We start from the raw sequence: 23,361 nt of genomic DNA, 5'->3' as shown, positions 1-23,361 counted from the left end.
CTAACCTATACAACCAATTACTTGTTATTTTAACGTAATCCATTCATCTCGATGGATGACCTCAAGCCGGTGGATGGCATTCAGGGTCTTCATGACTTCTCCACTTGGCAAACCTGCGATAAGGCGAAGTTGATCATCATCATAATTGACAATGCCTCGGCCAAGTAGTGTTTCATCCATACCCATGACCTCGACAACGTCACCTGCGTGGAATGTGCCAAGCACACGTTTGACGCCTACTGGCAGCAGACTATGACCGCCGTGAACGAGGGCATCTTCGGCACCGGCATCCACGACAACTGTACCGAGAGGTGTTGACATGAAGCCTAACCATTGTTTCTTGCGGGAGAGTGCGGCCAGACGAGTTTCGAAATACGTCCCCTTGCCGCAGCCCTCAACCGCGTTTTGCAAGTCGCCGGGTTCCTTGACGCTGCCCACAAAGACAGGGACGCCTCCTCGTGTTGCCACTTTGGCTGCATCAACCTTGGACCGCATGCCACCTGTACCGACCGATGAACCTGAACCTCCGGCATACGCATAGATTTCTTCTGTAATTTCAGGAATTCGATCATAACGTACAGCACTCGGATCCTTCCGGGGATCTGCCGTATAGAGTCCGTTGGTATCCGTGAGAATAACAAGATGCTGGGCTTTCACCAAATTGGCAACGAGCGCAGAGAGCAGATCATTATCCCCGAATTTCAACTCGTCTACTGATACCGTATCATTTTCGTTGAAAATGGGAATGACGCGTTGTCTGAGCAGCTCTTCCACGGTCATGCCTGCATTTCCCATCCGTTTCCGACTGTGAAAATCGGTTCTGGTTAGCAAAATTTGTGCTGTAGTAACGCGGTGCGCTGCAAAAGCCTGTTGATATGCCTGCATCAACAATGCCTGACCTACTGCGGCTGCCGCTTGCTTCTCATGCAGCATTTTGGGACGCTGAGGGTAACCAATTTCACGGAATCCGGCAGCAACGGCTCCGGAAGTGACCAGGAGAACTTCGTGGCCCTGTTCATAGAGCGAAGCGATCTCACTGGCGTAAAATGATATGGAACTGCGGTCAAGGCCGCCTTCCTCGGTGGTAAGCGAACTGCTCCCAATCTTGACTACTATTCGTGAAGACATGCTTTCACTTCCTTAAACATAATGAATGAGATACCAATGGGCCGTTATCCAGGTACAAAAAAAACTCCCGTCCTTTGTTGTAAAAAGGACGAAAGTTTGTTGCTTCCGCGGTACCACCTTTATTGATGATTGCATCATCCGGCTCTCGCCCTGTAACAGAAGGCACTGTCCTGCATAAACAGGCCGCTCAGGGGTAGGTTTCGGAGAGAAGCCGCGGTAAATTCTTGCAGCCCGGTGGAATTTACTCTCTGGGCGCGGCTTGTTCTCTCGTACTGGTCCCGTCATCACGTTTCGTTCGATATTTGTTAATAACATACCATGGAAACTTGGCAGATGCAAAGGGGTATGCGGCCTTAATTACTTAAACAAGTTCAGCTTGCCAATCCTTCTGGCAGCTTCCTCCAATCGCTTCTCGTCACTCAGCAAACCTGCGCGGACGTAACCTTCCCCATGTGTGCCAAACCCGATACCCGGTGCTACAGCGACTTTGGCTTCCCGAAGCAGCAAATCTGCAAATTCGGCTGAGGTAAACCCGTAAGGAACAGGCAGCCAGCTGAAGAAAGAACCCCCGGGCTTCGAAGCCTGCCATCCGATGGAGGAAAGTGCTTCATATAATGCATTACGGCGGGATTCATACCGCGCAACCAGATCAGTAACACATTGTTGGGAGGAAGTCAGGGCAGCAGCTGCCGCTGCCTGAATGCCGCCAAATAGGCTAACATAAATGTGATCCTGGAGCAGATTGATTTTGGAGATAATCTCCGCATTACCCAGAGCGAAGCCTACCCGCCAGCCTGCCATATTGTAGGTTTTGGATAACGTATAGAATTCAATACCGACTTCCTTGGCGCCAGGCGCCTGCAGGAAACTGACCGGACGATGTCCGTCAAACCCTATTGCACCATATGCGAAGTCACTGGCAATGACAATCTTGTTCCGGATGGCGAATTCCACGGTATCTTCATAGAATGACAGCGGGGCAGTCGCGGATGTTGGATTGTTGGGATAGTTTAAATACATCAGCTTGGCCTTGTCACGAACTTCATCCGAGATGGACTCATAATCAGGAAGGAATGCATTCGACTCCAAAAGAGGCATAAATGACATTTGCGCTTTGGCAAGAGCCACCCCGGACCAGTAATCCGGATAACCCGGATCAGGAACGAGACATACGTCCCCGGGATTAAGCAGCACTTGCGGCAGCTGTACAAGCCCCGTTTTCCCACCAAACAAAATGGCAACTTCAGTCTCCGGATCAAGGTCAACGTTGTAATCTTCTTGATAACGTTTGGCGATGGCTTCCTTCAGGAAGGCATGTCCACTAAAGGGTGAATATTTATGATAAAGCGGATTTTCGGCAGACTCCTGCAATGTTTTTACGATATGCGGTGGTGTAGGAGTGTCCGGGTTCCCCTGACCAAGATTAATTACGTCGTGACCACTTGCGATTTCACGGTTAACATTTTGCACGAGTGTTGCAAAAAATTGCGTTGGCAGCTGTGTCATAACGTCTGAGGTAGGTATATCAAAGGCGGAACGACCCGAATTTTGCTGTAAATTACTCATTAATTTCATCACTCCGGTTCATAAAAGTGGGAATAGTATTCATTAATTTATCACGCTAATCCCGAGCTGTATAGAGGGGATAAGAGATTGAAGACTTTTTATCTACCGTGAAAATAGCTTTTGTACAAAACCGAATTGGCCAGATTCGTGTTTGTCCATTGTCGAAGAAGAGCCTTTGTCTTATGATCATTTACGATAATGATAATCAATATCATTGAAAGAACGCTTAACTATCTAGGGGGAAAGAAAAAAATGAAACAAAACAGCTTTCGTGTGATGAGCACGACATTCATGATTGCAGCGTTATCCGTACTGCTGCTTGCTTGCGGCAATTCATCCACGACCGGTTCAGGTGACGGAGAGACAACTGCTGCGGCAACATCCAATGACTCGCAGGCAGCAGCAGAGAACACCGGGCAAGAAGAAGTGGCAGGCGCAGACAATACGAGTGAATCGAAAATATTTAAAGACTGGACTGGACACGAAGTCGAAGTTCCGACTAATCCACAGCGTGTCATATACCACGGCGAGGTTACTGGGGATCTTTTGGCTCTCGGGGTAGTTCCAGTAGGTATTCTTAAAAATGAAGGTACGGTATTCGATGATCAGGTGGAAGATGCAGAAGATGTTGGTTTTCCAATCAGTGTTGAAAAGTCGCTATCACTCAATCCTGACCTGATTATTTTCTCGAATGATGATGAAACGCAATACGAGCAGATTTCAAAAGTTGCTCCGACGGTGACGTTCAACTCCTTCTGGCCACTCGAAGAACGGATGCGATTCTTGGGAGATTTGCTCGGCAAAAAACAGGAGGCTGAAGACTGGCTTGCTGCACATGCCAAGGCAACAGAGGAAATGTGGGATCAGCTGCGTGCAAATGGGCTGAAGGAAGACGAAACCGCATCGGTATTTACCATGTATCCAGGTAATCGATTGTTCGTGATGGCGGGTGCAGGATTGCCCCAGCTGTTGTACGGACCTGGTGGTATGAAGCCAACCCTTGAAATCCAAAAGGTACTGGATGAAGAAGTAGGATTTGTTGAGATATCACAGGAAAAAATGGCAGAGTTCGCTGGAGACCGCATATTTATTTTAAATGCAGTAGATCAAGGCGCACAGCAATCAACGGAGGAATTGATGAATAGTGTGGTGTGGAATAATCTGCCTGCAGTCAAGGAAGGCAAGGTTTATCGATTTGATATCGTCAAAGCATCGAGCGATGCTACATCAAGAGAGTGGCTTCTGCAGGAATTGCCGAAACAAATGATTCAATAAAAGACCATTCATATCCTGTACAGGGCCTTCAGCGTATCGTTGAGGGCTCTTATTAATGTTTCTAATCGTGAACCAGTGTCTTTTGTATATATGCTGGAATAATGAGGCTTTGCGGCTTATAATCAGAATAGATTAATGATAACCATTCTCATTTACAGTAGGTATGAGGTGAAACGGAAGTGCAGCAAATGATCGCAAACGGTAATCCCTTATTTTTCTCCGCATTCCTGTTCCGTTATGTTCATATCAAGCGTCATATTGATCCTTCTGACCAAGTTATGCTTGAAGTCAGCGGTCAACGGCATACGCTGCTGTTCTGTGAACAGGGCGAAGGCCGCATATATATCGGATCTGAATTACACCCATTTATCTCTGGCAAGATATACCCCATGGCACCAGGAGAGAATTATCAGCTGGAGCATAACCGTTCTGGTGAGCTGAGATATACGGTGCTTCATTACGATGCCGTGCACATGGTAACAGGAGATCCGGAACTTTACACACGTTCTTTATTTGAAGAAAGGGACCAGATGAACGACTTTTCACCCGGCGCGTTATTCGGCATGCTGGATTTGTTGGAATCGGCCAGCCTCTATCAAACGGATGCGGAATATAGCCGGTTAAATGTACATTTTCAAAAATTGATGGAACTAGTAGTGTCCCGCTATACGCTGCCCAAAACAGAACAAAGCCCGGATGTCAGGGTACAGAACACCATTCAATACGTGGACGAGCATTACGCTCAGGATATAACTGTACAGAAATTAGCGCGGCTCGCAAATCTTCGACCAGCTCAGTTTACAGCTTTGTTTAGGCAAATTACAGGCCGTAAGCCTCTTGAATACCTGAACCACGTACGCATTGAACAGGCGAAGGAATGGCTCTCCCTTTCTGATGAACCTCTGCGCGATATTGCGGGTCGTATAGGCTTCCGGGATGAGTACTATTTCAGCAGACGCTTCAGGCAGCACACCGGACTGGCTCCCCGGCAATATGATCGATCCCTTCAACGACATACGCTTGTTCAAGATTGGGCTGGACATGAAGTAAACATTCCTGGACACCCTGGGCGGATTCTATTCTATGGAGATTCTGCAGGAGACTTACTTGCGTTGGGGCTTCCCGTGCTTGATGGCAAAGCGTATGATGTTTTACCTTCCATTGATTTGGAATGGACCGTGCAGAAGCAGCCGGATCTGATTTTGTTCGATAGCACGAATGAACAGTTGTACCAGCGGCTTTCCCGCATTGCTCCTACTTTGATATACAACTCTCATGCGAACCTGGAAGAGCGCATCCGCAAAGTGGGAAGCTGGTTTGGCATGGAGCTGGATGCAGAGACATGGATTGCATCTTATCATAGGAGAACAGAGGAGATGTGGAGCAGCATAAAACCATGGATTCAGCTTGGCGAAACGGCTTCGGTGCTAGTGCATCACCGAGGTGCCCGCTTGTTTGTCATGGGCAATATCGGACTGGCTCCGTTTCTGTATCACCCGCAGGGGTTTGTGCCTGTAAGCAAAGTGCAGGAAGCTCTGGCTGCCGGGAGGGCCTACAAGGAGATTTCAACAGAGTCGATAAGTCAGTATGCGGGGGACCATATTTTTGTCATGCTGCCAGAGAGCGATGCGGCCAGGGCAGCAACGGAGAAGCTGTTTGAAAGTGATGAGTGGAAGGAACTGCCCGCTGTAAAAAAAGGAAAAGTGTACACGTTGGATGAGCAGGTGTGGAATATGGGAGATGCCTTATCGTACAGCAGATTGCAGAGCCTGTTCCCAGAATTGCTGAAACGAACTGACCCATCCTCTATAATCGTTAACTAGCAGCGATTGAAGTCATAAATAAGGTTGATCAAAACCTTGTTGCAGGCTTCGCTCGGATCAAGCTATGATAACAGGTATTACAGTTCGGAGGAGTGCACGTCATGACAAAACAACCATTGGGGGAAATGCGTGTTGCCCTGATTCAGGGTGACATTCAGCTTGGTAATCCTGAAGCCAATCATCAACATATGCAGAATCTGCTTGAGCAAGCAGTTGAACAATATCCGGATCTGGGGCTGGCCGTGCTGCCGGAAATGTGGAATACAGGTTACGCTTTGGAACAAATCCATGAGCTCGCTGACCCGGAAGGGCAAAAATCACGGGAGTGGTTATCGGCATTTGCCGAGAAGCATCAGATTTCAATTGTCGGTGGATCCATAGCAGAGAAGCGAAATGGACAAATTTTTAATACTATGTATGCCTACAACAGTGAAGGTAAGCAGGTTACACGTTATGATAAATTGCATCTATTCCGCCTGATGGATGAGGAGAAATATTTGCAGCCTGGAGCAGATCCTGAAATTTTCGAACTGGAGAACGGTCTGACAGCGGGGGCGTCCATCTGTTATGATATCCGATTTCCAGAACTAGCCCGTACGCTTGCATTGAATGGGGCCAGAGCATTGATCGTACCAGCAGAATGGCCGAATCCACGTTTGCACCACTGGCGCACACTGCTGACAGCACGAGCGATTGAAAATCAGATGTATGTGATCGCGTGCAACCGGGTCGGTAAAGGGGGAGACACCGAATTTTTTGGGCATTCTCTCATTATTGATCCTTGGGGCGAAATTGTGGCTGAGGGAGGAGAAGGGGAAGAGATTGTGACCGGGCTGATTCGCCCTTCCCTTGTTGATGAAGTGCGGGGACGCATTCCTGTTTTTGAAGACCGCAGACCTGGTATTTATTTTGGTGCAAAATAATAAAAAAATAATTCCAGTAAAGTGTTTATCCTTCCAGGAGGCGGGTAATGATAACTATCCCGTCACCAAGGAGGATGATCAATCAATGGACAACCATGTGAAAGATACGCTCAGGAGACTGGAACAGGAAAACACTAGGGAAGATCACTTGAGGCCATTCTTAGAGAATGGAGCAGGAGGGCTATCACCGCCTGAACAAAACATTCAGGACGAAGGCCGACTGGTCAATCAACAGAACAGGCTGACGAGTGAACGTAATTTGCGAAAATAAACAACAAGACATGAATATCTCTTATGTACGTTTCTACGTTAACTTTAGATCATGATATCAGCAACATTGTGATGTAACGATGTACTGCGATTTCATGCAAGAACTTGATCCTGCTTATGCGGGAGAAGAGTATAGAACAAAGGCTTGACCCATATGGGTCAAGCCTTTGTTTATTTTGTTACCTTTGAAATGATTAATTTACAGAGACAGGATTCTCATAGTCTCCTTCGGAAAGCTTGGCAACCGTCTGTTTAAATGTCTCAATAAAAGCTTCTGCCGCTTTGGAAAGTACACGTCCCTGACGGTAAGCGACCACTAGAGTACGACTTGGGACAGGTTCAGCAAGTGGTACATAGACAGGCACAAACTCACTGCGTGGTGCCCTGGCTATAAAGCGTGGAACGAGGGTAATGCCCATGCCTGTAGCTACAAGGGATTGCACGGTTTCAATGTTATTGCTCTCAAATACGACACTCGGATCGAATCCTGCCTGCTGGCACAGATCAAAGGTCAGCTTGCGGAAGCCTTGTCCTTTTTTCAATACAACAAACGACTCGTCCCGAAGCTCCTCCATATGCACAGGGATCGGATGATCCGGATTGCCTCTGACGGCAAGGGGGTGTTGAGGAGGTACGGCCAGATCGATTCGCTCTTCGCCGATGGCAACGTACGACAGGCTTGGTTCCTGCAAGGGCAAGGAGAGCAGGCTGAGATCAGCTTTGCCGCTGGCTGTCAGCTTCTCCAGCGTTAGACCGGCGTCTTCAAGCAATGTAACCTCGATATCCGGATAGGCTTGCTGGTAAGCAGGGAGTACATGCGGCAGAAGGTGGGAACCGGTGATCGGCATGCTGCCCACAACGACTTTGCCTTTGCGCAGCTGGGAGATATCTGACATTTCCTGTCTGAGTAATTCCACAGCATCTACAATTTTTTGGGCTTGCTCCACAAAGGTGACCCCAGCATGGGTCAACTCCACCGTGCTGGTATTACGCTGAAAGAGCAGAACGCCAAGCTCTTTCTCAAGTTTAGACAATTGCTGACTGAGCGAAGGCTGAGCAATATGAAGTTTCTCTGCCGCCCGGGAGAAATTCCGTTCTGCAGCAATCTGCAGCGTATATTGAAGTTGTCTGAATTCCATAAGCACTTGTCATTCCTTTCGTTATGCCACCATTATATCATCATGGATAAATAAATCATTTTTCTATCATGAATATAGATAAAAAGCATTGACACTCGTGGTGAAGCAACGTAGTATAAGCATTGTATGATAATGATAATTGTTATCAATTAAGAGCCGCTGTGGTTACAGTGGTTTATTGTATTTCAACTCATTATAGGTCAAACCTATTACATCTATAGATATTATATCTTGGAACAATGAAGGACAGGGTGATATATTTATGTCATTCAAGAGCTTCACCGTTTAGACAAAAACAGAGGCTCTTCCAAGGACCGAACTTATGATGAGGTGAAAATGATGAGTAAAAAAACGATGTTTGAGAAAATTTGGGAAAATCACGTAATTCATCAGGAAGAAGGAAAACCGAGCATTCTGTATATCGATCTCCACCTTGTACACGAGGTAACTTCTCCACAAGCATTTGAAGGCCTGCGTTTGTCTGGACGCAAGGTACGTCGCCCGGAATTAACGTTTGCGACAATGGATCACAACGTTCCTACCAAGGATCGTTACAATATTACCGATCCAATCTCCAAGCAACAAATTGATACACTCTCTCAAAACTGCCGCGACTTTGGCGTAAAACTGTATGATCTGGATACGATTGACCAAGGTGTTGTACACGTTATGGGACCAGAACTTGGTCTGACTCACCCAGGTAAAACCATTGTTTGCGGTGACAGCCATACGTCCACACACGGTGCATTTGGTGCACTGGCATTCGGAATTGGAACAAGTGAAGTAGAGCATGTCATGGCTACTCAATGTTTGCAGCAAGCAAAAGCAAAAACCATGGAGGTTCGCTTCGTCGGGAAGCGTAATCCGGGCGTAACAGCAAAAGACATGATCCTCGCAGTGATTGCCAAATATGGCACAGACTTTGCAACAGGTTATGTTATTGAGTATACGGGCGAATCGATCCGTGAACTCAGCATGGAAGAGCGTATGACCGTATGCAACATGTCTATCGAAGGTGGAGCAAGAGCAGGTATGATCGCTCCGGATGAAACGACATTTGAGTATCTGCGTGGACGTGAATATGTTCCTGCTGGTGCGAAGTTTGATGAAGCTGTTGCAGCTTGGAAAGAGCTTGTTACAGACGAGGGTGCCGAGTTTGATCGTGTTGTAGAGATCGATGTGGAGTCCCTGATTCCGCAAGTAACTTGGGGTACCAGCCCGGGTATGGGAACGGATATCTCATCCAAAGTGCCTGTTCCGGCAGAACTGCCAACTGAAAATGAACGCAAAGCAGCTGAAAAGGCGCTTGAATATATGGGTCTTACACCTGGAACACCGATTTCTGAAATTGAGGTAGACTATGTATTTATCGGTTCTTGTACGAATGGACGGATTGAGGATCTGCGTGCGGCAGCCAAGGTTGCCAAAGGCCATACCGTGTCCAGCAATGTTACGGCAATCGTGGTTCCTGGCTCAGGCCGTGTTAAAATTCAAGCCGAAAAAGAAGGTTTGGATAAAATCTTCACGGAGGCAGGATTTGAATGGCGTGATGCAGGATGCAGCATGTGTCTTGCAATGAACCCGGATGTATTGAAACCAGGACAACGCTGTGCATCAACATCCAACCGTAACTTTGAAGGACGTCAAGGACGTGGAGGACGTACCCACCTGGTATCTCCGGCAATGGCTGCAGCGGCAGCGGTTAAAGGTCACTTCGTTGACGTACGTGACTGGAATTTTAAAACGGAAGCAGTTATCTAACAGGTAACGGACAGAAGGGAGAACGGATCACATGGAAGAATTTAAAACACTGCAAGGCATCGTTGCACCGGTAGACCGGGTCAATGTAGATACTGACGCGATCATTCCAAAACAATTTTTGAAACGGATTGAACGTACCGGATTTGGACAATTTTTGTTCTACGAATGGCGTTTCGATGAAGAGGGGAACAACAATCCTTCCTTCGAAATGAACAAATCCCGTTATGAAGGAGCATCCATTCTGATTTCCCGTGCAAACTTCGGCTGCGGCTCATCCCGTGAGCATGCACCTTGGGCAATTATGGACTATGGATTCCGTTGTGTCATCGCACCATCTTTTGCAGATATCTTCTATAACAACTGCTTCAAAAACGGCATCCTGCCAATTAAATTGTCTGAAGAGCAAGTAGAAGATCTGTTCCAGCGTACAGCTGCTCATGAAGGCTATGAACTGAACGTCAATCTGGAAAACAAAACGATTACCGATGCATACGGACTGCATATCGATTTTGATCTGGATGAGCACCGTCGTCAATTCTTGCTGCAAGGTCTGGACGATATCGGTCTGACATTGCAACATGATGATGAGATTACAGCGTATGAGCAGCGTCATGCCGCAAAACTGTTTGGATAATATCTGACATATCGAATAAAAATGCTTCTGCTTCTCCGTAGGAACGTTGTTCCGATGAGAGACAGAAGCTTTTTCTATTATTCAGTGCTGATTAATCTTGCTATCTTGTTAGAATGACACATTTAAATCAAGTGATCTATACGTAGAATTCCTGATTGTTTTTTGCTGAATACTTCAATATGTAATCCCCGTCATTTTTTAAATCTCTTGATGCGATTTTGATCTTGGTATAGTCCAGTCGCGTCTCTCGGAGCACACGCTTAACTGCTTGAATTCCAAGTGTCTCATCCATTACAAAGCAGTAAATATTCAAAGCATACTGCGTAACTGGATTTAACGTTTGGCCCATATCATGTCCATCTACAATGCCGAGCCCTTTCCAACCTAGCTCACTTGTCAGTGCCTCACTGGCTTTATCCTTGAGCCATAGATCACGTTTGCTGCCTGTAAGACTCTTCATCGGATATTGAATAATCAGCATGTAACCCTCGTCTTCTTTTGTAACCTTGGTCTGAGTAGCGATGAAGAAAATCAACCTTGAATTCGTCCTCATCGCTAAACGAGGCTGGAAAATCCATTCTGGTCGTTGTACCAACCGTACCGACTTCGCCGATATGCTCCACAACCTGATCCTCTTCGATCCAGTATTCTGCGTAGAGCAGCTTGCCATTGGATGCCTGTTTATACAAAGTGATCACTGTTTTCCCCCCTATGAATAAAATGACTTTCATTCTTTCCTTACGATACAAAGTAGATTGGACAATTTGCTATGGATGAGGATCTTCTTATGGTGCCACATAAAATATAATAGCATCAATAGATGATATTTTTGACAAGATATCCAATTCGTGTTGACTAAAAAGAAGATATTTCTCCAATTTGATTTCTTTTTTCATCTTGGTTCCGACTAAATATGACAACGTTGTAACCGGATGAAAAGCCATTATCTGATAAACTGATTAGTATATTATGGAAAGTTACATAGAGGACAATACGAAGGTACAGAACACAACAGAATGGTGGATGATCTATGAAGAAATGGTCGGCTGCAGTCGTTATCTTTCTGTTCATGTGTTTATTTCCTATCGCAGCCCAAGCAGGCGTCGTGCCCTCAATTGTTCTTGATGGAGTAACCCTTGATCAGCGATCCGGTGCACCAACAGAAAATGTCGGAAATGCCGTGATGGTCCCAATCCGCATTGTTTCAGAGAACCTCGGTTATCAGGTGAGGTGGGAAAAGGAAACCAAGTCTGTTCTGGTTCAAAAAGGAAGCCGCAGTATAGCAATGACGGCCGGTAAAGATACAGCAACAGTCAATGGAAGCCCTGTAGAACTGGATTCCCCACCTTTGGTCAAACAAGGAACGACGCTGGTCCCCTTGCGTTTCGTCGGAGAAGGCATGGGGCTTGAAGTAGGATGGGACAATGGAACCAAGACAGTCAGCCTACGCACCGCTCCACCAGTGGCAGAACAAGAGGAAGAGGATGAGGCTACCACAGCTCCTTCTCCCAGCTTGAAGGCTGAGCTTCAGAGTATAAGTTTCAGCAGTAATCGATTGATGATAACGACAAGTGGAGAAGTCAAGCCGAAAATGTCCACTCTCGGTGCACCGGATCGAATTATTGTGGATATGCCTGAAACCACGTTCTCTGAGTCTTTCATCCAAGGACAGGATTTCAGTTCGGATGGCAGCGGCAGCATTGTAGTTACAGATTCCACTGTGGTATCCATGGTGCGATACGCCATGTTCAGCCATTCACCATCCACGGTTCGTGTTGTATTTGATTTGAAACAATCTGCTACGGCTAAATGGTCGCTTGGAGATAACCATGTGCTGCTTGTTGATCTGACAGCAAGTAATGGGGAGTCTGCCAGTCAACCCGCCTTACCAACGGATGATGGCAAGAAAATAGTGATTATTGATCCCGGGCACGGTGGGAGGCAGTCGGGAGCAGTAAGTATTTCCGGAAAGTATGAGAAGGACTTTAATCTTGCAGTGGGTTTGAAAGTACAAGCACTGCTGCAGAAGCATGAAGATATTCAAACGGTGATCACGCGTCAGGATGATACTGAACTTTCCTTGCAGCAGAGAGTCGAGATGGCAGAACTTAATCAGGCGGACGTATTCATATCCATTCACGGGAACAAATTTACGACTGCTGATCCGAACGGAATAGAAACGCTCTATAGTCGGATGGAGAGCAAAACGCTGGCCGATGTGCTTCATACACATATCATGCCAGTTGCAGGGCTCAAGGATCGTGGTGTGAAAATGGTCAGCCTGCATGTAACTCGTGAGACGTCCATGCCAGCAGTTCTGCTTGAGCTAGGTTTTATGAGTAATCCAACAGATGAAGCACTCATGCTCACAGAAGATTATCAGAACCGTTGTGCAGAAGCAATTGTAGATGGAATTATAGAATCTTTAGGGCTTTAAGTACGATTATTCGTAAATGCGCAGTTTAGGAAAGCTCGTTGTTTTCAGATGTTTAATTGATAAAAAAGGAAATAAAAAGACATTAAAATGTAGAAAAAGCTTGATTTGACAACGTTTTTTTTCTGTTATGTTGGAATATATTCGCAACTTTTGAGAGTACGGGGCGTCTAATAGGTGTCTGGTAATGCCCACGTGGTCAGTCGGAGCTGTAAGTCACAACATGCGGCGAAAAAATATGAGAATGGTAGGGGTGAAGGATGAAGAAGTTCGGTTTTTTGGTACTGTTATTTGTCTTTGGGCTCGTTTTCCCGGGCTATAGTCATGCAGCTGTGGATACGAAAATTATCCTAGACGGGAAAGAAATTGTGCAGCCATCGGATGCCAAAGCGGAAATCATCAATAGCAAAGTGATGGTGCCGATTCGGGTTATTTCCGAGAGTCTGGGGTACGGTGTGGAATGGAAGCAAAGTACAAGCACCGTGACGATAAGCAAAGACAACACTGCCATGCAGATGATTGTAGGACAGAAGACGGCAACGGTGAACGGCAGTAACGTGAACCTGGATGCCCCGCCACTCGTAAAAAATGGTACGACTCTTGTGCCACTCCGATTTATCGGTGAACAAATGGGTCTTAAGGTGGGTTGGAACAACACTACGAAGACGGTAACATTAGTTACCCAGAATTCAGGTTCCGGAAACGGGACTACAACTCCTCCAAACTCCGGCAATAATGGCGGGAGTACAAATGAGGAAGGTCTTGTACTGGTGAACGGCATCAGCTTCAGTGACAACCGCTTCTTTATTGCAACCAGCGGAGAAACGAAGCCGAACGTCTTCACGATGACAGGACCGGATCGGATTGTTATCGACTTACCTAATACAGCATTTGCTGATTCTTTCAGTGAGGGACAAGCTCTTGACAGCAACCAGAATGGACAGCTTGTAGTCAGCGGTTATCCCGATGTTTCCAAGATTCGGTATTCGTTATACAGCAACAGCCCTTCTACTGTTCGTTTTGTCATTGACCTTTCGAGTGCCAAAGGTTATGACGTTCAAAACGATTCTGGTTTGATTATGGTTGATCTGAACAAGCAAGGCTCGACACCTACTCCTCCAGTTGGAGATAATGGCAAGAAAGTTGTCGTCATTGATGCAGGACACGGGGATCATGATCCTGGAGCAATTGGTGTTACCGGTAAACGGGAAAAGGATTTTAACTTGGCAATGGCTTTGAAAGTGGAAGCACTGCTGAAAAAAGAGTCTAAAATTGACGTTGTGTTAACCCGCAGCGATGATACTTTTCTTGCTTTGAGTGAACGTGTGAAAATTGCCGAAAAGGTAAACGCGGATATTTTCATTTCCATTCATGCCAATAGTGGACCTGCTGCTGCGAACGGTGTAGAAACCTTCTATACTCGATCCACTAGTAAGGAATTGGCTACCATCATGCACAAATATCTTCTGCAATCTTCGGGATTAAAGGATCGTGGCGTGAAAACGGCAAGCCTCCATGTTACCCGTGAAACGACAATGCCAGCTGTTCTGCTGGAGGGCGGTTTCCTGAGCAATAAGAGTGATGAAGCAGCTCTGTTCACTGAAAGTTTCCAAAACAGTGTTGCCAAGGGTATTGTTGCAGGAATCAAGGAGTATCTGGGAATTAAATAAGGGTTTCCCTTATGATCAGGAGGCGGAGTTAGAATGAACAAAAAAATATGGATTGCAGCACTGCTGGTAACGGTTATGGCAGTTGCTGCCGGATGCGGAAGCAAGCCAACAGCAGCTCCTGCTCCAAGTCAGACTCAAGGGGCAGGTACGGAAGTTAGTGTCCCTGAGGATCAAACGAATGAGAATGAGACAAATGATACAGAAATTACTGATCCTGTAACTGTGGAAACAGAAGGTACGACATCTACACCGGATTCAACACCTTCCAGCTCAGGTTCGGAAGGAACAACTTCTTCGGGAGGAGCTTCTACGGATTCGAGCAGCACTTCACAGAGTACAGAGCAAAAAACGATCAAGGTGTTTTATACCGATCCGGAAGAGCTGGATCTGCATGAAGCCACTGCGAGTATCTCCTACGCAGCAGATGATGATAAATACAAGGAAGCATTTGCGGCTTTACAACAAACGTCTGATGACAAACTTGTTCCACTGTGGGCCAAAGATATTGAATTGAAATCCGTGAAATTTGATGCAGGTGCACTTACATTGGACATTCATATGCCTGATACTGCACGTCTTGGTGCAGGTGGAGAAGCCTATGCAATTGATGCCTTGAAGAAAACATTCTTCCAGTTTGATGAAGTTAAATCGCTTGATTTGCTGGTGGACGGGCAGCAATCCGAGAGCTTGATGGGCCATGTCGATCTTGAGCATCCAATGACAAGATCCGAATAGTTTGGCTGCAGCATGTTGTTTTACCGTTTTCCAATGGATATCGACCGTTTTACATGAGAGGGGAAATCATAGGTGACTTTTAAATATAACAATCCATCACACTCTAAAAAAGTAGTATCAGCCGTGCTTGCAGGCATGATGGCCCTTAGCGCTGGCGGAGCTGCCATGGCAGCGGAATCAACAGAAGCGGAGCAGAGCCAGACTGCGGCTGTAAGCAACACGACTGCACCTGCAGGTTTGTTCAGTGATATCAAGGTTGGATACTGGGCTGAGAAGCATGTATATAAGCTGGCAAACCAAGGTATCCTTCTCGGTAACAATGGTCTGTTCCGTCCTGGAGATGCGGTAACACAACAGGAAGCTGTAACCATGGCGATCCGTTTTATGAACCAGGAAGGCCAGTTGAACGACAGCACGGCTACGGCATTACCGACAAATATGGAAGTGGGGAATTATTTCAAGCCATATGTGGCTTTGGCGCTTCAACTGGGACTGATTGATAAAACGGAAGAAGCTACAGCAGACGTATCTAAAACAACATGGGGACAAAAGCCTGCATCGCGTGAGTGGATTACCAAGCTGCTGATCCGTTCATTGGACAAAGAGGCTGAAGCGAAGGCTCAGAACAGTCAGTCCACTGGCTTCGCCGATGATGCAAGCATCTCCACAGATGGCAAAGGTTACGTCAATCTGGCAGTGAGCCTGGAGCTTGCCAAAGGTGTGGAAGGCAACAAATTTAATCCAACCGGATCGGTAACCCGGGCCCAATTAGCGACTTTCTTTAGCAGAGGAGAAGCGTTAACAGATACAGCTTACCCGAACACGTACACGGGTTATGTAACTGGATTAAAAGATGGTCAGATCAGCCTGCTGGTTAATGGTAAAGTAACAAACTTTACGGTGAACAGCAGCACTCCATATTTTACAAAAGATAGTGAGACACGTGCGGCAGAACCGAATGTTCAGCTCTATACCAAAGTACAGGTAGTTGGATCTGCTGGAAATGCAGCTTATGTGGAAGTTATCGATGCGACGCCGCAGGTGGAGAGCGTCGAAGGTACATTTGCGCGTTCGTTGTCGGGCAATAAAATTGGGATCTTTGTTGGCGAAAACTATGAAACTTACGGGTATGATGAAGCAACTGCTTTTATCGACCAGAACGGAAATGCGATCAAGCTTGCTGATATTACAGCAGACAGCATTATTGAAATACAGCGTGAGACCTTCTCCGCTGACAAAAAAACGGTGGCCATCCGCGTGAAGTCCGGTATTGTGAACAAAAGTGACAGCGGTGTGATTACGGAAGTGAGCACAACCGGGAAAACGATCAAGTTCACGAATGCAGCAGGAACCACAGAGCAGTTTACGTATGGTGATAACCTGATTATTCGTTATCAGGATCGAATTCTGTCTTTGGCTGAGCTAAAAGCAGGCAGTACCGTGAAATACACAGTGAAGGACAGTGTTCTGCAAACCATCGAATTGTCTCAGGGTGTAGAGCAGTCTGTACGTGGTACTTTGGTGGAGATTGGTGGCAATCAGTCAACATTGACGTTTAAACGTGAAGGTGGCTCTCTTGAGGCAAAACTGCTGGCGGAAAATCCGGAGGTAGTAATCAACGGAATCCAGGACGCATCATTGTCAGATCTGATTACAGATGCAACGAATGGTGACCAGGTTGAGCTGACGCTAAATGGTGAAGATCGTGTAACTCGAATTCAGGTTATTGGACGTCAGATGGAACCGATGAACGGTGCTTCAGTAGTTTCTTACAACAGCAAAACCAAAGTGTTGACTGTACTGGACAGTAACAAAAAACCATTTGTATTTACGCTGGATGACAAAACGAAGCTGGACTACAATACAACCAAGCCTACGCTTGCAGGATTGGAATCGCTATTGAACGAAGGGCGCAAACTCGATCTGACGTATGTCGGAACCAGAGCGTTGTCCGTAAAAGTCATTTACAAATACGAAGGTACGCTTAGCGGCATGGATACAAATAAAAAAACCATCAGCGTATTGTCTGGTAATCAAACCATCACGGTTCCTTATTCTACCGTTCCGGCAGTAGAGATCTACAACAAGTCTGGAGCAAGTCTGAGTGACCTGAAGATTGGTGATAAAGTAACCGTTACGCTTGGTTCCAATCAGGATTACGTACAAAAAGTGTCATTGAACACCGTGGCACAATTTGAAGTCGTATCTGTAGAGACTAATGGTCGTGTTCGCGTGAAATCGGACTCCCTGACAAGTCAGTTTTACGTGGATCAGGCTGTTTTGACAGGTGAAGGTGGACAAAGTATTACAGCTTCTCAACTGACTGCCGGCAATCTGATTAACGTGACTTTCGAAGGAACGACTCCTAAAGCGGTTCAGGTCGTGAAACGGACTTTGGCAGAAGTGACGTCTGTTGATGCGACTTCGGTAACGCTGAAGTTGTTTAATGGACAGAGCGAAACCGTACCTGTTAGCGGTGCTGTAAAAGTAATCAAGTCTGGCTCTACGTTAACCACATTAAACAGCCTTACAGTGGGTGACCGTGTTGAAATGACCAAGGATACGGATAATTCCACTCGTTTCAGAGTGATGACCATTATGAGTAAGCAGTTCTGGTCTTATGATGGCGTTGGTAACCAAATCCTGGTTAAACGTGAGTCCACCTCAGATACAAATTACCGTTTTGCACTTGGTACAAGCGTATTTGTTCACCAGGGTGACAACACTTTAAGCGTGCAATCTCTCAAAGATAATGATAATATTGTATTGTATCTCCTGAATAACGTAGTCATGGAGATCCAAAAACAGTAATCGTTTTTTTCGAGGATCAAAAGAATGACCGTCTTGATGCGGGATCTTTCCCCCATCAGGACGTTTTTTTTGCAAGCTTTTTGGCGTCCCCGCAGAGCACTCGAAATAAGCTTGGAAAGTAAGTCTCCACACCGTGTGGTGATTTTGTGGGAGGTAGCTCTTCATGAATGCAGCGACGGTTAGGCACATACTCGATACGATGGAAGCGATGTTCCCTGATGCACATTGCGAATTAAATCACAGCAATGCGTTTGAATTGACTGTAGCTGTCCTGTTGTCTGCTCAGTGTACCGATGAAACGGTAAACAAGGTGACTGCAGACTTGTTCCAAAAGTACACCAGTCCTGCCGACTATCTGGCGGTTCCCCTCGAAGAGTTGGAACAGGACATCCGGCGTATTGGCTTGTACCGGAACAAGGCCAAGCATATTCAGAACATGTGCCGTATTTTAATAGAGCAGTATGGCGGTGATGTACCGCAGGAACATGATCAGCTTGTGACGCTGCCAGGTGTAGGGCGGAAGACCGCGAATGTGGTTGTTTCCAATGCATTTGGTGTACCGGCCATTGCGGTGGATACGCATGTTGAACGTGTATCCAAACGGCTCGGGCTGGCAGGCTGGGACGACTCCGTACTTGAAGTCGAGAAAAAACTGATGAAGCGCGTACCCCGGGATGAGTGGACTTTAACTCACCACCGGATTATTTTCTTTGGACGCTACCATTGCAAGGCGCAAAATCCCGCGTGTCATATTTGTCCATTGCTGGACGTATGCCGGGAAGGGAAAAAGCGTATGAAAACGTCCCAAATCAGGAAAGATAAGGAACGTGCTACAAGCCCAAAACGAAAAATAAATTAATGACCAGAAGAGGATGAGTAATGATGAAATGCATTTCCGTGTACACTGACAATTTTGAGGCCTTCTCCGATATTTTTGAGCAAATCGTAGAACAGGAAATGGCTGAGAACGAAGAGAAAGAAGTCGAAGGCATCACAGTAAGCCACTCTGGCGACGTGCCTGAGCATTATTTGGAGCGTATGTCTACCAAACCGGAAGTTGTGGTTATGAGAGACAAAGGAAGAGACATTACGATTTTGCAGCATGGACAAGTATTTGAAATTTTGCTGCCTTCCCTGGAGAATGCTGTTAGCTAATTCTCCTGGTCAATGCAAGACATGTTGCATCAATGCTGGCGTTGAGCTTATCACATAAGTTCATGCGGGCATTGAATGCAGCATACATAGCTACGTACAATGAACAGCATTGTGTAATCAATAGAACCATTATTCAGATAAAACCGACAGATCGGTTTTATTTTTTTTAAGTAAAAATGATGTTTTCTTTCTGTAACGCTTAGCTTTAAATGAACGAAACCGTTCAAATTCGGTTTGTCTAATGTTAAAATACATTTATTATGAGATAAAGACATGACAGGTACAATAAAGAGGAGCCAGGGGGAAGGCCAGACATGACCAGAACAGATTACCCAGTAGAATTGGCTGAACCACTGCTTTCGCTGCGCAAGGCAATGGAGCAGACAGAGGACCATACTGCTGTACATGCGTTAACAGATCTGATGAGCAAGGCAGAGATGAAGCAATTGACAATCGCGTTTTGTGGACACTTTTCTGCAGGAAAATCAAGTTTGATCAATAGTTTATGTGGGAAACGGGTGCTGCCATCAAGCCCTGTGCCGACAAGTGCCAATGTGGTGTCCATTCGTAATGGCGCGCCGCGAGCGCTGATTTATACGGCAGCTAACGAAAGCGCTGACAATCAGGAAGTACTCGCAGATCCGCTTGAAGTCTCTCCTGAGCAACTGGAAGAGTACTGCAAGAATGGTGGTGCATATCGTTCCATTGAAGTGTGGGATGACATCCCTTTGCTGGCAGATGATGCTGTGCTGCTGGATACACCAGGTGTGGACTCGACTGACCGGGGACATGGCTTGGCAACACATTCGGCGCTTCACCTTGCTGATGTGGTCTTTTATGTGATGGATTATAACCATGTTCAGTCTGAGAGCAATTTGTCTTTCGCCAAAAGCCTATCGGATTGGGGGAAGCCGCTGTTTCTCATCGTGAATCAGATTGATAAGCATAGGGAACGTGAGCTAGCGTTTGATGAGTATGTGAAAGGTGTAGAGGCGATTTTTGACGCGTGGGAAGTCAGATATGATGGGCTCTTGTTCACTTCGCTTCGCGATAAGGATCATCGTTATAACCAATGGAATGTGCTCCCTGATTTGATTCAACACATGTTGAACGAGAAGGAAGCACTCATTCGTCATAGTCTTGCAAGTTCGGCCAGTCATATCACCGAGCAGCACATCATCAGACAGGCTGAACGGCGAGAGGACGAAGAGGCAGCTCTGCTGGACGAAATCGGAGGACAGGAAGGCATTGAACGACTTGAACGAGAGCTGGATAAGTTAAAGGCTGAAGAAGACGAGCTTCGTGCTAAGCCCTCACGGGAGCGTGAGAAGTTCCGGGGGGAGCTGGAGTCCCTGTTATCGAATGCCAACCTCACTCCTGCAGATATCCGTACTTCGGCCGCAGCCTATCTTGAGAGCCGGAAACCTGGATTTCGGGTAGGATTGCTTTTCTCAGGTGGGAAGACCGAACAGGAAAAGCAGCGCCGTGCAGCTGAGCTCGTTAAAATGCTGCAGGATCAAACTTCGGGTCAAGTGGAAGTGCATATTCGCACCATGCTTCGGAAGCTGGGAGAAGCCCATCAGCTGTGGAACCCGGACTGGGAACAGGCATTGAATACTGAACTGCCTGTTCTGGATGAAGCACTATTAGAGATGAAACGAAGCGCTGGCGCAGAGGTGTCTCCCGAGTATGTGCTTCAATTCAGCAAGGAGGTGCGGGGCGAGATTGAGGCCCGCTACCGCAGGTCGGCCATGATGCTGGTCGACCGGATGCTTGAGGCGCTGGGCGCGCAGGGCGAAGCCGCGCTTCAGGCGCTGGACGCCAGCCGCGCAGCGGTGCTGGCGCAATCCGCGGCGGCGGCGCGCTATACGGCGCTGCAGCGCGCCGCCGCCGCTGAGGCAGCAGGGCTGCGCAGCCTGCTGCCTCCTGCGGGCCCTCTCCCATCCGGGCTGTTGCCGGAGGTGCAGGGCCCGCATGTACCCGCGCAAGAGCCGAGCGAAGCTCACGGCTCTGACCCGGGCATATCCGCGTCTGTGGCTGCGCAGCCACAGACAGAAGCGCCGCCGCGCAAAGCTGCGGCGCACATGCAGCCGGCGGCTGGCGCACAGCGCCGCCGGCGCCTGGACGCAGCTGCGGCACGGCTGGAAGCCGCAGCTGCGCTGGTAGAGCCGTACCCCGCCATGGGGTCGGCGGTACGGGATCTGCGTGCACGCGCGGCTTCGCTTGCGGGCGGCACGTTTACCCTGGCGCTGTTCGGAGCCTTCAGCGCAGGCAAATCCTCCTTCGCCAACGCGCTGCTGGGCGAAGCTGTACTCCCTGTATCGCCGCATCCAACGACAGCGGCGATTAACCGGATCATGGCTCCGGCCGGAGGCGCGGAGCATGGAACGGCCCGGGTCCGCATGAAGACCCTGGCCGCGTTTCAGGAAGATCTGGCCTATTCCTTCCGTTTGCTTGGATTGGGCGAACCGGGAGCGGATTGGCAGAAACGGGTCCAGTCCTTATCGCCACAAGATGTACATCCCGCAGGACGGCCGCACTACAGCTTCCTGCAGGCAGCAGCTGCAGGCTGGGATGATACGATGGATCAGCTTGGTCAAGATGTTCAGGTAGACCTTAACGGATACCGAAATTTTGTGGCCAATGAACGGAAATCCTGCTTTGTCGACAGCATTGATCTGTACTACAGCTGTGACGTTACCGAACAAGGCATTGTGCTGGTCGATACACCTGGGGCCGATTCGGTGAATGCCCGTCATACGGGTGTTACATTCAATTATATGAAGAATGCGGATGCGCTTATCTTTGTAACCTACTACAACCATGCTTTCTCTCAGGGAGATCGACAGTTTCTCAACCAACTGGGACGGGTGAAAGACAGCTCGGCCATGGACCAGATGTTCTTCGTGGTGAATGCCAGTGACTTATCATCATCCGAAGATGAACTTGAACAGGTACTGGAGCATGTCAGTACGCAGCTTCGAACGAATGGGATTCGGGCCCCACGATTGTTTCCGGTTTCCAGCCTGCTTGCCATGGAAGGCAAAAGCACGGGAGATGCGGATATGCTTGAGCAATCGGGTTTCCTTCGTTTTGAGGAAGAGTTCAATCGGTTTGCTGGCACAGAACTTGCTGACCTTGCGGTTGGTGGTGCTGCCGAAGAGCTGTCGAGGGTTATCCAGCGGTTAGATCAGCGTGCCCACGATGCAGTTCAGGGTGAAGAAGTGCTGCAGCAGCGGAGGCAGGAACTGGATGCTGTCATGGATCAGTCTCTCGTGCGAATCCGAACCCTTGCCGAGCGCTCCATGAGAGAAGAGCTTGCTCAGGAGACGGCTGAATTGCTCTTTCATGTCAGACAGCGGCTGGGTTATCGACTGGGGCTCTTTATGGCAGAAGCGTTCCATCCTTCCGTTCTGCGGGAAGACCGTGGTAATCTAAAAGGTGCATTTGCAGCATGCGGACGAGAACTGCTGCGTATGATCGCTGTAGAGCTGGAACAGGAATTGCTTGCGACGACACTCCGACTGGAACAGGCAGGGAAGAGCTGGTTAATGAGACAGATCGATGATTGCGTTCAGGAACTTAAAGAGCGATCAGGCGGAATGGATCTTTCACTTGCTTTTATTGAGAACTGGAGTACACCTGTGCTCGAGGAAATCCGGCTGGAGGAACCTTCAGGATGGAAAACGTATCTCAGTTACTTCCGCAACCCGAAGCAATTCTTTGAAGGTGAGGGGAGACAACGACTCCAGGAAGCGCTCGATCCGGTTATCAAACAAATGGTGGCTAACGCTCTTCCTGCTGCACAGGAAAAACTGGTCCAGTTCTATGATGCCCAACTGCACCAGTCATTGCAGCATCAAGCCAGCCAGTTGGAAGATCGACTGAAAGAAGCTGTTGCCGCATTGAATGAGACACTGACAAGTGGCGTTCCAGCAGAGGAATGGCACAGTCTTTCAGCACAAATGCAGCAATTCGTACACGAATAAGTATACACGTAGAGTGTATGCATATGTATCTGCAAAAAGGCTCCTGAC

18 protein-coding genes are annotated in these 23,361 nt (G+C 47.5%); 13 read left to right on the top strand and 5 right to left on the bottom strand.

Translation table 11 applies throughout. From position 1 onward, the window contains the following. Nucleotides 1-24 precede the first annotated feature (24 nt). Together proB and AC3RCI_RS18700 are read right to left on the bottom strand one after the other, a co-directional pair. Nucleotides 25-1,128 carry a glutamate 5-kinase gene (proB, locus tag AC3RCI_RS18705; RefSeq protein ID WP_127540360.1) on the bottom strand — a complete coding sequence of 368 codons (1,104 nt, stop codon included), beginning with the start codon at nt 1,126-1,128 and terminating at the stop codon, nt 25-27. A 357-nt stretch (nt 1,129-1,485) separates the two neighbouring features. After that, nucleotides 1,486-2,694 carry an aminotransferase class I/II-fold pyridoxal phosphate-dependent enzyme gene (locus AC3RCI_RS18700; protein ID WP_154895671.1) on the bottom strand — a complete coding sequence of 403 codons (1,209 nt, stop codon included), beginning with the start codon at nt 2,692-2,694 and terminating at the stop codon, nt 1,486-1,488. Nucleotides 2,695-2,946: 252 nt separating this feature from the next. Between AC3RCI_RS18700 and AC3RCI_RS18695 the strand changes: the two genes are divergently transcribed. The 4 genes from AC3RCI_RS18695 to AC3RCI_RS18680 all read left to right on the top strand — a co-directional run bounded on the left by AC3RCI_RS18695 (nt 2,947) and on the right by AC3RCI_RS18680 (nt 6,986). Next, nucleotides 2,947-3,969 carry an ABC transporter substrate-binding protein gene (locus AC3RCI_RS18695; RefSeq protein ID WP_492525970.1) on the top strand — a complete coding sequence of 341 codons (1,023 nt, stop codon included), beginning with the start codon at nt 2,947-2,949 and terminating at the stop codon, nt 3,967-3,969. A 188-nt stretch (nt 3,970-4,157) separates the two neighbouring features. Further along, nucleotides 4,158-5,792: an ABC transporter substrate-binding protein gene (locus AC3RCI_RS18690; RefSeq protein WP_492529945.1), complete on the top strand. Its 1,635-nt coding sequence runs from the start codon at nt 4,158-4,160 to the stop codon at nt 5,790-5,792. 101 nt (nt 5,793-5,893) lie between these two features. Continuing rightward, nucleotides 5,894-6,715, top strand: coding sequence for a carbon-nitrogen family hydrolase (locus tag AC3RCI_RS18685; RefSeq protein WP_154895676.1), 822 nt, complete (start codon nt 5,894-5,896; stop codon nt 6,713-6,715). 85 nt (nt 6,716-6,800) lie between these two features. After that, nucleotides 6,801-6,986, top strand: a complete 186-nt coding sequence (locus AC3RCI_RS18680; RefSeq protein WP_154895677.1) for a hypothetical protein — start codon at nt 6,801-6,803, stop codon at nt 6,984-6,986. Between the two features lie 193 nt (nt 6,987-7,179). On the opposite strand, the gene AC3RCI_RS18675 is transcribed toward AC3RCI_RS18680, so the two are convergent. Further along, on the bottom strand, nt 7,180-8,124 hold the full coding sequence (locus tag AC3RCI_RS18675; protein WP_336780769.1) for a LysR family transcriptional regulator: 945 nt from the start codon (nt 8,122-8,124) through the stop codon (nt 7,180-7,182). A 339-nt stretch (nt 8,125-8,463) separates the two neighbouring features. Between AC3RCI_RS18675 and leuC the strand changes: the two genes are divergently transcribed. Next, nucleotides 8,464-9,885, top strand: a complete 1,422-nt coding sequence (gene leuC, locus AC3RCI_RS18670; protein WP_336780845.1) for a 3-isopropylmalate dehydratase large subunit — start codon at nt 8,464-8,466, stop codon at nt 9,883-9,885. A gap of 31 nt (nt 9,886-9,916) precedes the next feature. After that, nucleotides 9,917-10,519 carry a 3-isopropylmalate dehydratase small subunit gene (leuD, locus tag AC3RCI_RS18665; RefSeq protein WP_336780770.1) on the top strand — a complete coding sequence of 201 codons (603 nt, stop codon included), beginning with the start codon at nt 9,917-9,919 and terminating at the stop codon, nt 10,517-10,519. Nucleotides 10,520-10,655: 136 nt separating this feature from the next. On the opposite strand, the gene AC3RCI_RS18660 is transcribed toward leuD, so the two are convergent. Together AC3RCI_RS18660 and AC3RCI_RS18655 are read right to left on the bottom strand one after the other, a co-directional pair. Continuing rightward, nucleotides 10,656-11,000 carry a hypothetical protein gene (locus AC3RCI_RS18660; protein ID WP_492525968.1) on the bottom strand — a complete coding sequence of 115 codons (345 nt, stop codon included), beginning with the start codon at nt 10,998-11,000 and terminating at the stop codon, nt 10,656-10,658. Next, nucleotides 10,951-11,217, bottom strand: coding sequence for a hypothetical protein (locus tag AC3RCI_RS18655; protein WP_492525966.1), 267 nt, complete (start codon nt 11,215-11,217; stop codon nt 10,951-10,953). The genes AC3RCI_RS18660 and AC3RCI_RS18655 overlap by 50 nt, the downstream gene beginning before the upstream one ends. A gap of 332 nt (nt 11,218-11,549) precedes the next feature. On the opposite strand from AC3RCI_RS18655, the gene AC3RCI_RS18650 reads away from it, so the two are divergent. The 7 genes from AC3RCI_RS18650 to AC3RCI_RS18620 all read left to right on the top strand — a co-directional run bounded on the left by AC3RCI_RS18650 (nt 11,550) and on the right by AC3RCI_RS18620 (nt 23,313). Continuing rightward, nucleotides 11,550-12,956, top strand: coding sequence for an N-acetylmuramoyl-L-alanine amidase family protein (locus AC3RCI_RS18650; RefSeq protein ID WP_492525964.1), 1,407 nt, complete (start codon nt 11,550-11,552; stop codon nt 12,954-12,956). Between the two features lie 257 nt (nt 12,957-13,213). Further along, the gene (locus AC3RCI_RS18645; RefSeq protein WP_095292738.1) at nt 13,214-14,623 is read left to right on the top strand and encodes an N-acetylmuramoyl-L-alanine amidase family protein; all 1,410 of its coding nucleotides are present in this window, start codon (nt 13,214-13,216) and stop codon (nt 14,621-14,623) included. Nucleotides 14,624-14,656: 33 nt separating this feature from the next. After that, nucleotides 14,657-15,358, top strand: coding sequence for a GerMN domain-containing protein (locus AC3RCI_RS18640; RefSeq protein ID WP_154895682.1), 702 nt, complete (start codon nt 14,657-14,659; stop codon nt 15,356-15,358). 72 nt (nt 15,359-15,430) lie between these two features. Further along, nucleotides 15,431-18,169, top strand: a complete 2,739-nt coding sequence (locus tag AC3RCI_RS18635; protein WP_336780775.1) for an S-layer homology domain-containing protein — start codon at nt 15,431-15,433, stop codon at nt 18,167-18,169. A gap of 163 nt (nt 18,170-18,332) precedes the next feature. Then, on the top strand, nt 18,333-19,028 hold the full coding sequence (gene nth / locus AC3RCI_RS18630) for an endonuclease III (protein ID WP_127540382.1): 696 nt from the start codon (nt 18,333-18,335) through the stop codon (nt 19,026-19,028). A gap of 23 nt (nt 19,029-19,051) precedes the next feature. Beyond that, entirely contained in the window at nt 19,052-19,324 is a 273-nt protein-coding gene (locus tag AC3RCI_RS18625) for an NAD/NADP transhydrogenase alpha subunit (protein ID WP_095292936.1), read from the top strand. 314 nt (nt 19,325-19,638) lie between these two features. Beyond that, a complete protein-coding gene (locus AC3RCI_RS18620) occupies nt 19,639-23,313 on the top strand; it encodes a dynamin family protein (RefSeq protein ID WP_492525962.1) in 3,675 nt (1,224 codons plus the stop codon). Nucleotides 23,314-23,361 lie beyond the last annotated feature (48 nt).

The sequence above is a fragment of the Paenibacillus sp. MT124 genome (genome assembly GCF_058792755.1).
Note: the sequence above shows the minus strand (reverse complement) of the source record. Positions and strands in the feature narration are given on the sequence as shown.

What these genes read in the sequence shown, in the direction of transcription:
- proB (WP_127540360.1), bottom strand. Translation starts at nt 1,128, where the DNA reads ATGTCTTCACGAATAGTAGTCAAGATTGGGAGCAGTTCGCTTACCACC.
- AC3RCI_RS18700 (WP_154895671.1), bottom strand. Translation starts at nt 2,694, where the DNA reads ATGAGTAATTTACAGCAAAATTCGGGTCGTTCCGCCTTTGATATACCT.
- AC3RCI_RS18695 (WP_492525970.1), top strand. Translation starts at nt 2,947, where the DNA reads ATGAAACAAAACAGCTTTCGTGTGATGAGCACGACATTCATGATTGCA.
- AC3RCI_RS18690 (WP_492529945.1), top strand. Translation starts at nt 4,158, where the DNA reads ATGATCGCAAACGGTAATCCCTTATTTTTCTCCGCATTCCTGTTCCGT.
- AC3RCI_RS18685 (WP_154895676.1), top strand. Translation starts at nt 5,894, where the DNA reads ATGACAAAACAACCATTGGGGGAAATGCGTGTTGCCCTGATTCAGGGT.
- AC3RCI_RS18680 (WP_154895677.1), top strand. Translation starts at nt 6,801, where the DNA reads ATGGACAACCATGTGAAAGATACGCTCAGGAGACTGGAACAGGAAAAC.
- AC3RCI_RS18675 (WP_336780769.1), bottom strand. Translation starts at nt 8,124, where the DNA reads ATGGAATTCAGACAACTTCAATATACGCTGCAGATTGCTGCAGAACGG.
- leuC (WP_336780845.1), top strand. Translation starts at nt 8,464, where the DNA reads ATGAGTAAAAAAACGATGTTTGAGAAAATTTGGGAAAATCACGTAATT.
- leuD (WP_336780770.1), top strand. Translation starts at nt 9,917, where the DNA reads ATGGAAGAATTTAAAACACTGCAAGGCATCGTTGCACCGGTAGACCGG.
- AC3RCI_RS18660 (WP_492525968.1), bottom strand. Translation starts at nt 11,000, where the DNA reads ATGCTGATTATTCAATATCCGATGAAGAGTCTTACAGGCAGCAAACGT.
- AC3RCI_RS18650 (WP_492525964.1), top strand. Translation starts at nt 11,550, where the DNA reads ATGAAGAAATGGTCGGCTGCAGTCGTTATCTTTCTGTTCATGTGTTTA.
- AC3RCI_RS18645 (WP_095292738.1), top strand. Translation starts at nt 13,214, where the DNA reads ATGAAGAAGTTCGGTTTTTTGGTACTGTTATTTGTCTTTGGGCTCGTT.
- AC3RCI_RS18640 (WP_154895682.1), top strand. Translation starts at nt 14,657, where the DNA reads ATGAACAAAAAAATATGGATTGCAGCACTGCTGGTAACGGTTATGGCA.
- nth (WP_127540382.1), top strand. Translation starts at nt 18,333, where the DNA reads ATGAATGCAGCGACGGTTAGGCACATACTCGATACGATGGAAGCGATG.
- AC3RCI_RS18625 (WP_095292936.1), top strand. Translation starts at nt 19,052, where the DNA reads ATGAAATGCATTTCCGTGTACACTGACAATTTTGAGGCCTTCTCCGAT.
- AC3RCI_RS18620 (WP_492525962.1), top strand. Translation starts at nt 19,639, where the DNA reads ATGACCAGAACAGATTACCCAGTAGAATTGGCTGAACCACTGCTTTCG.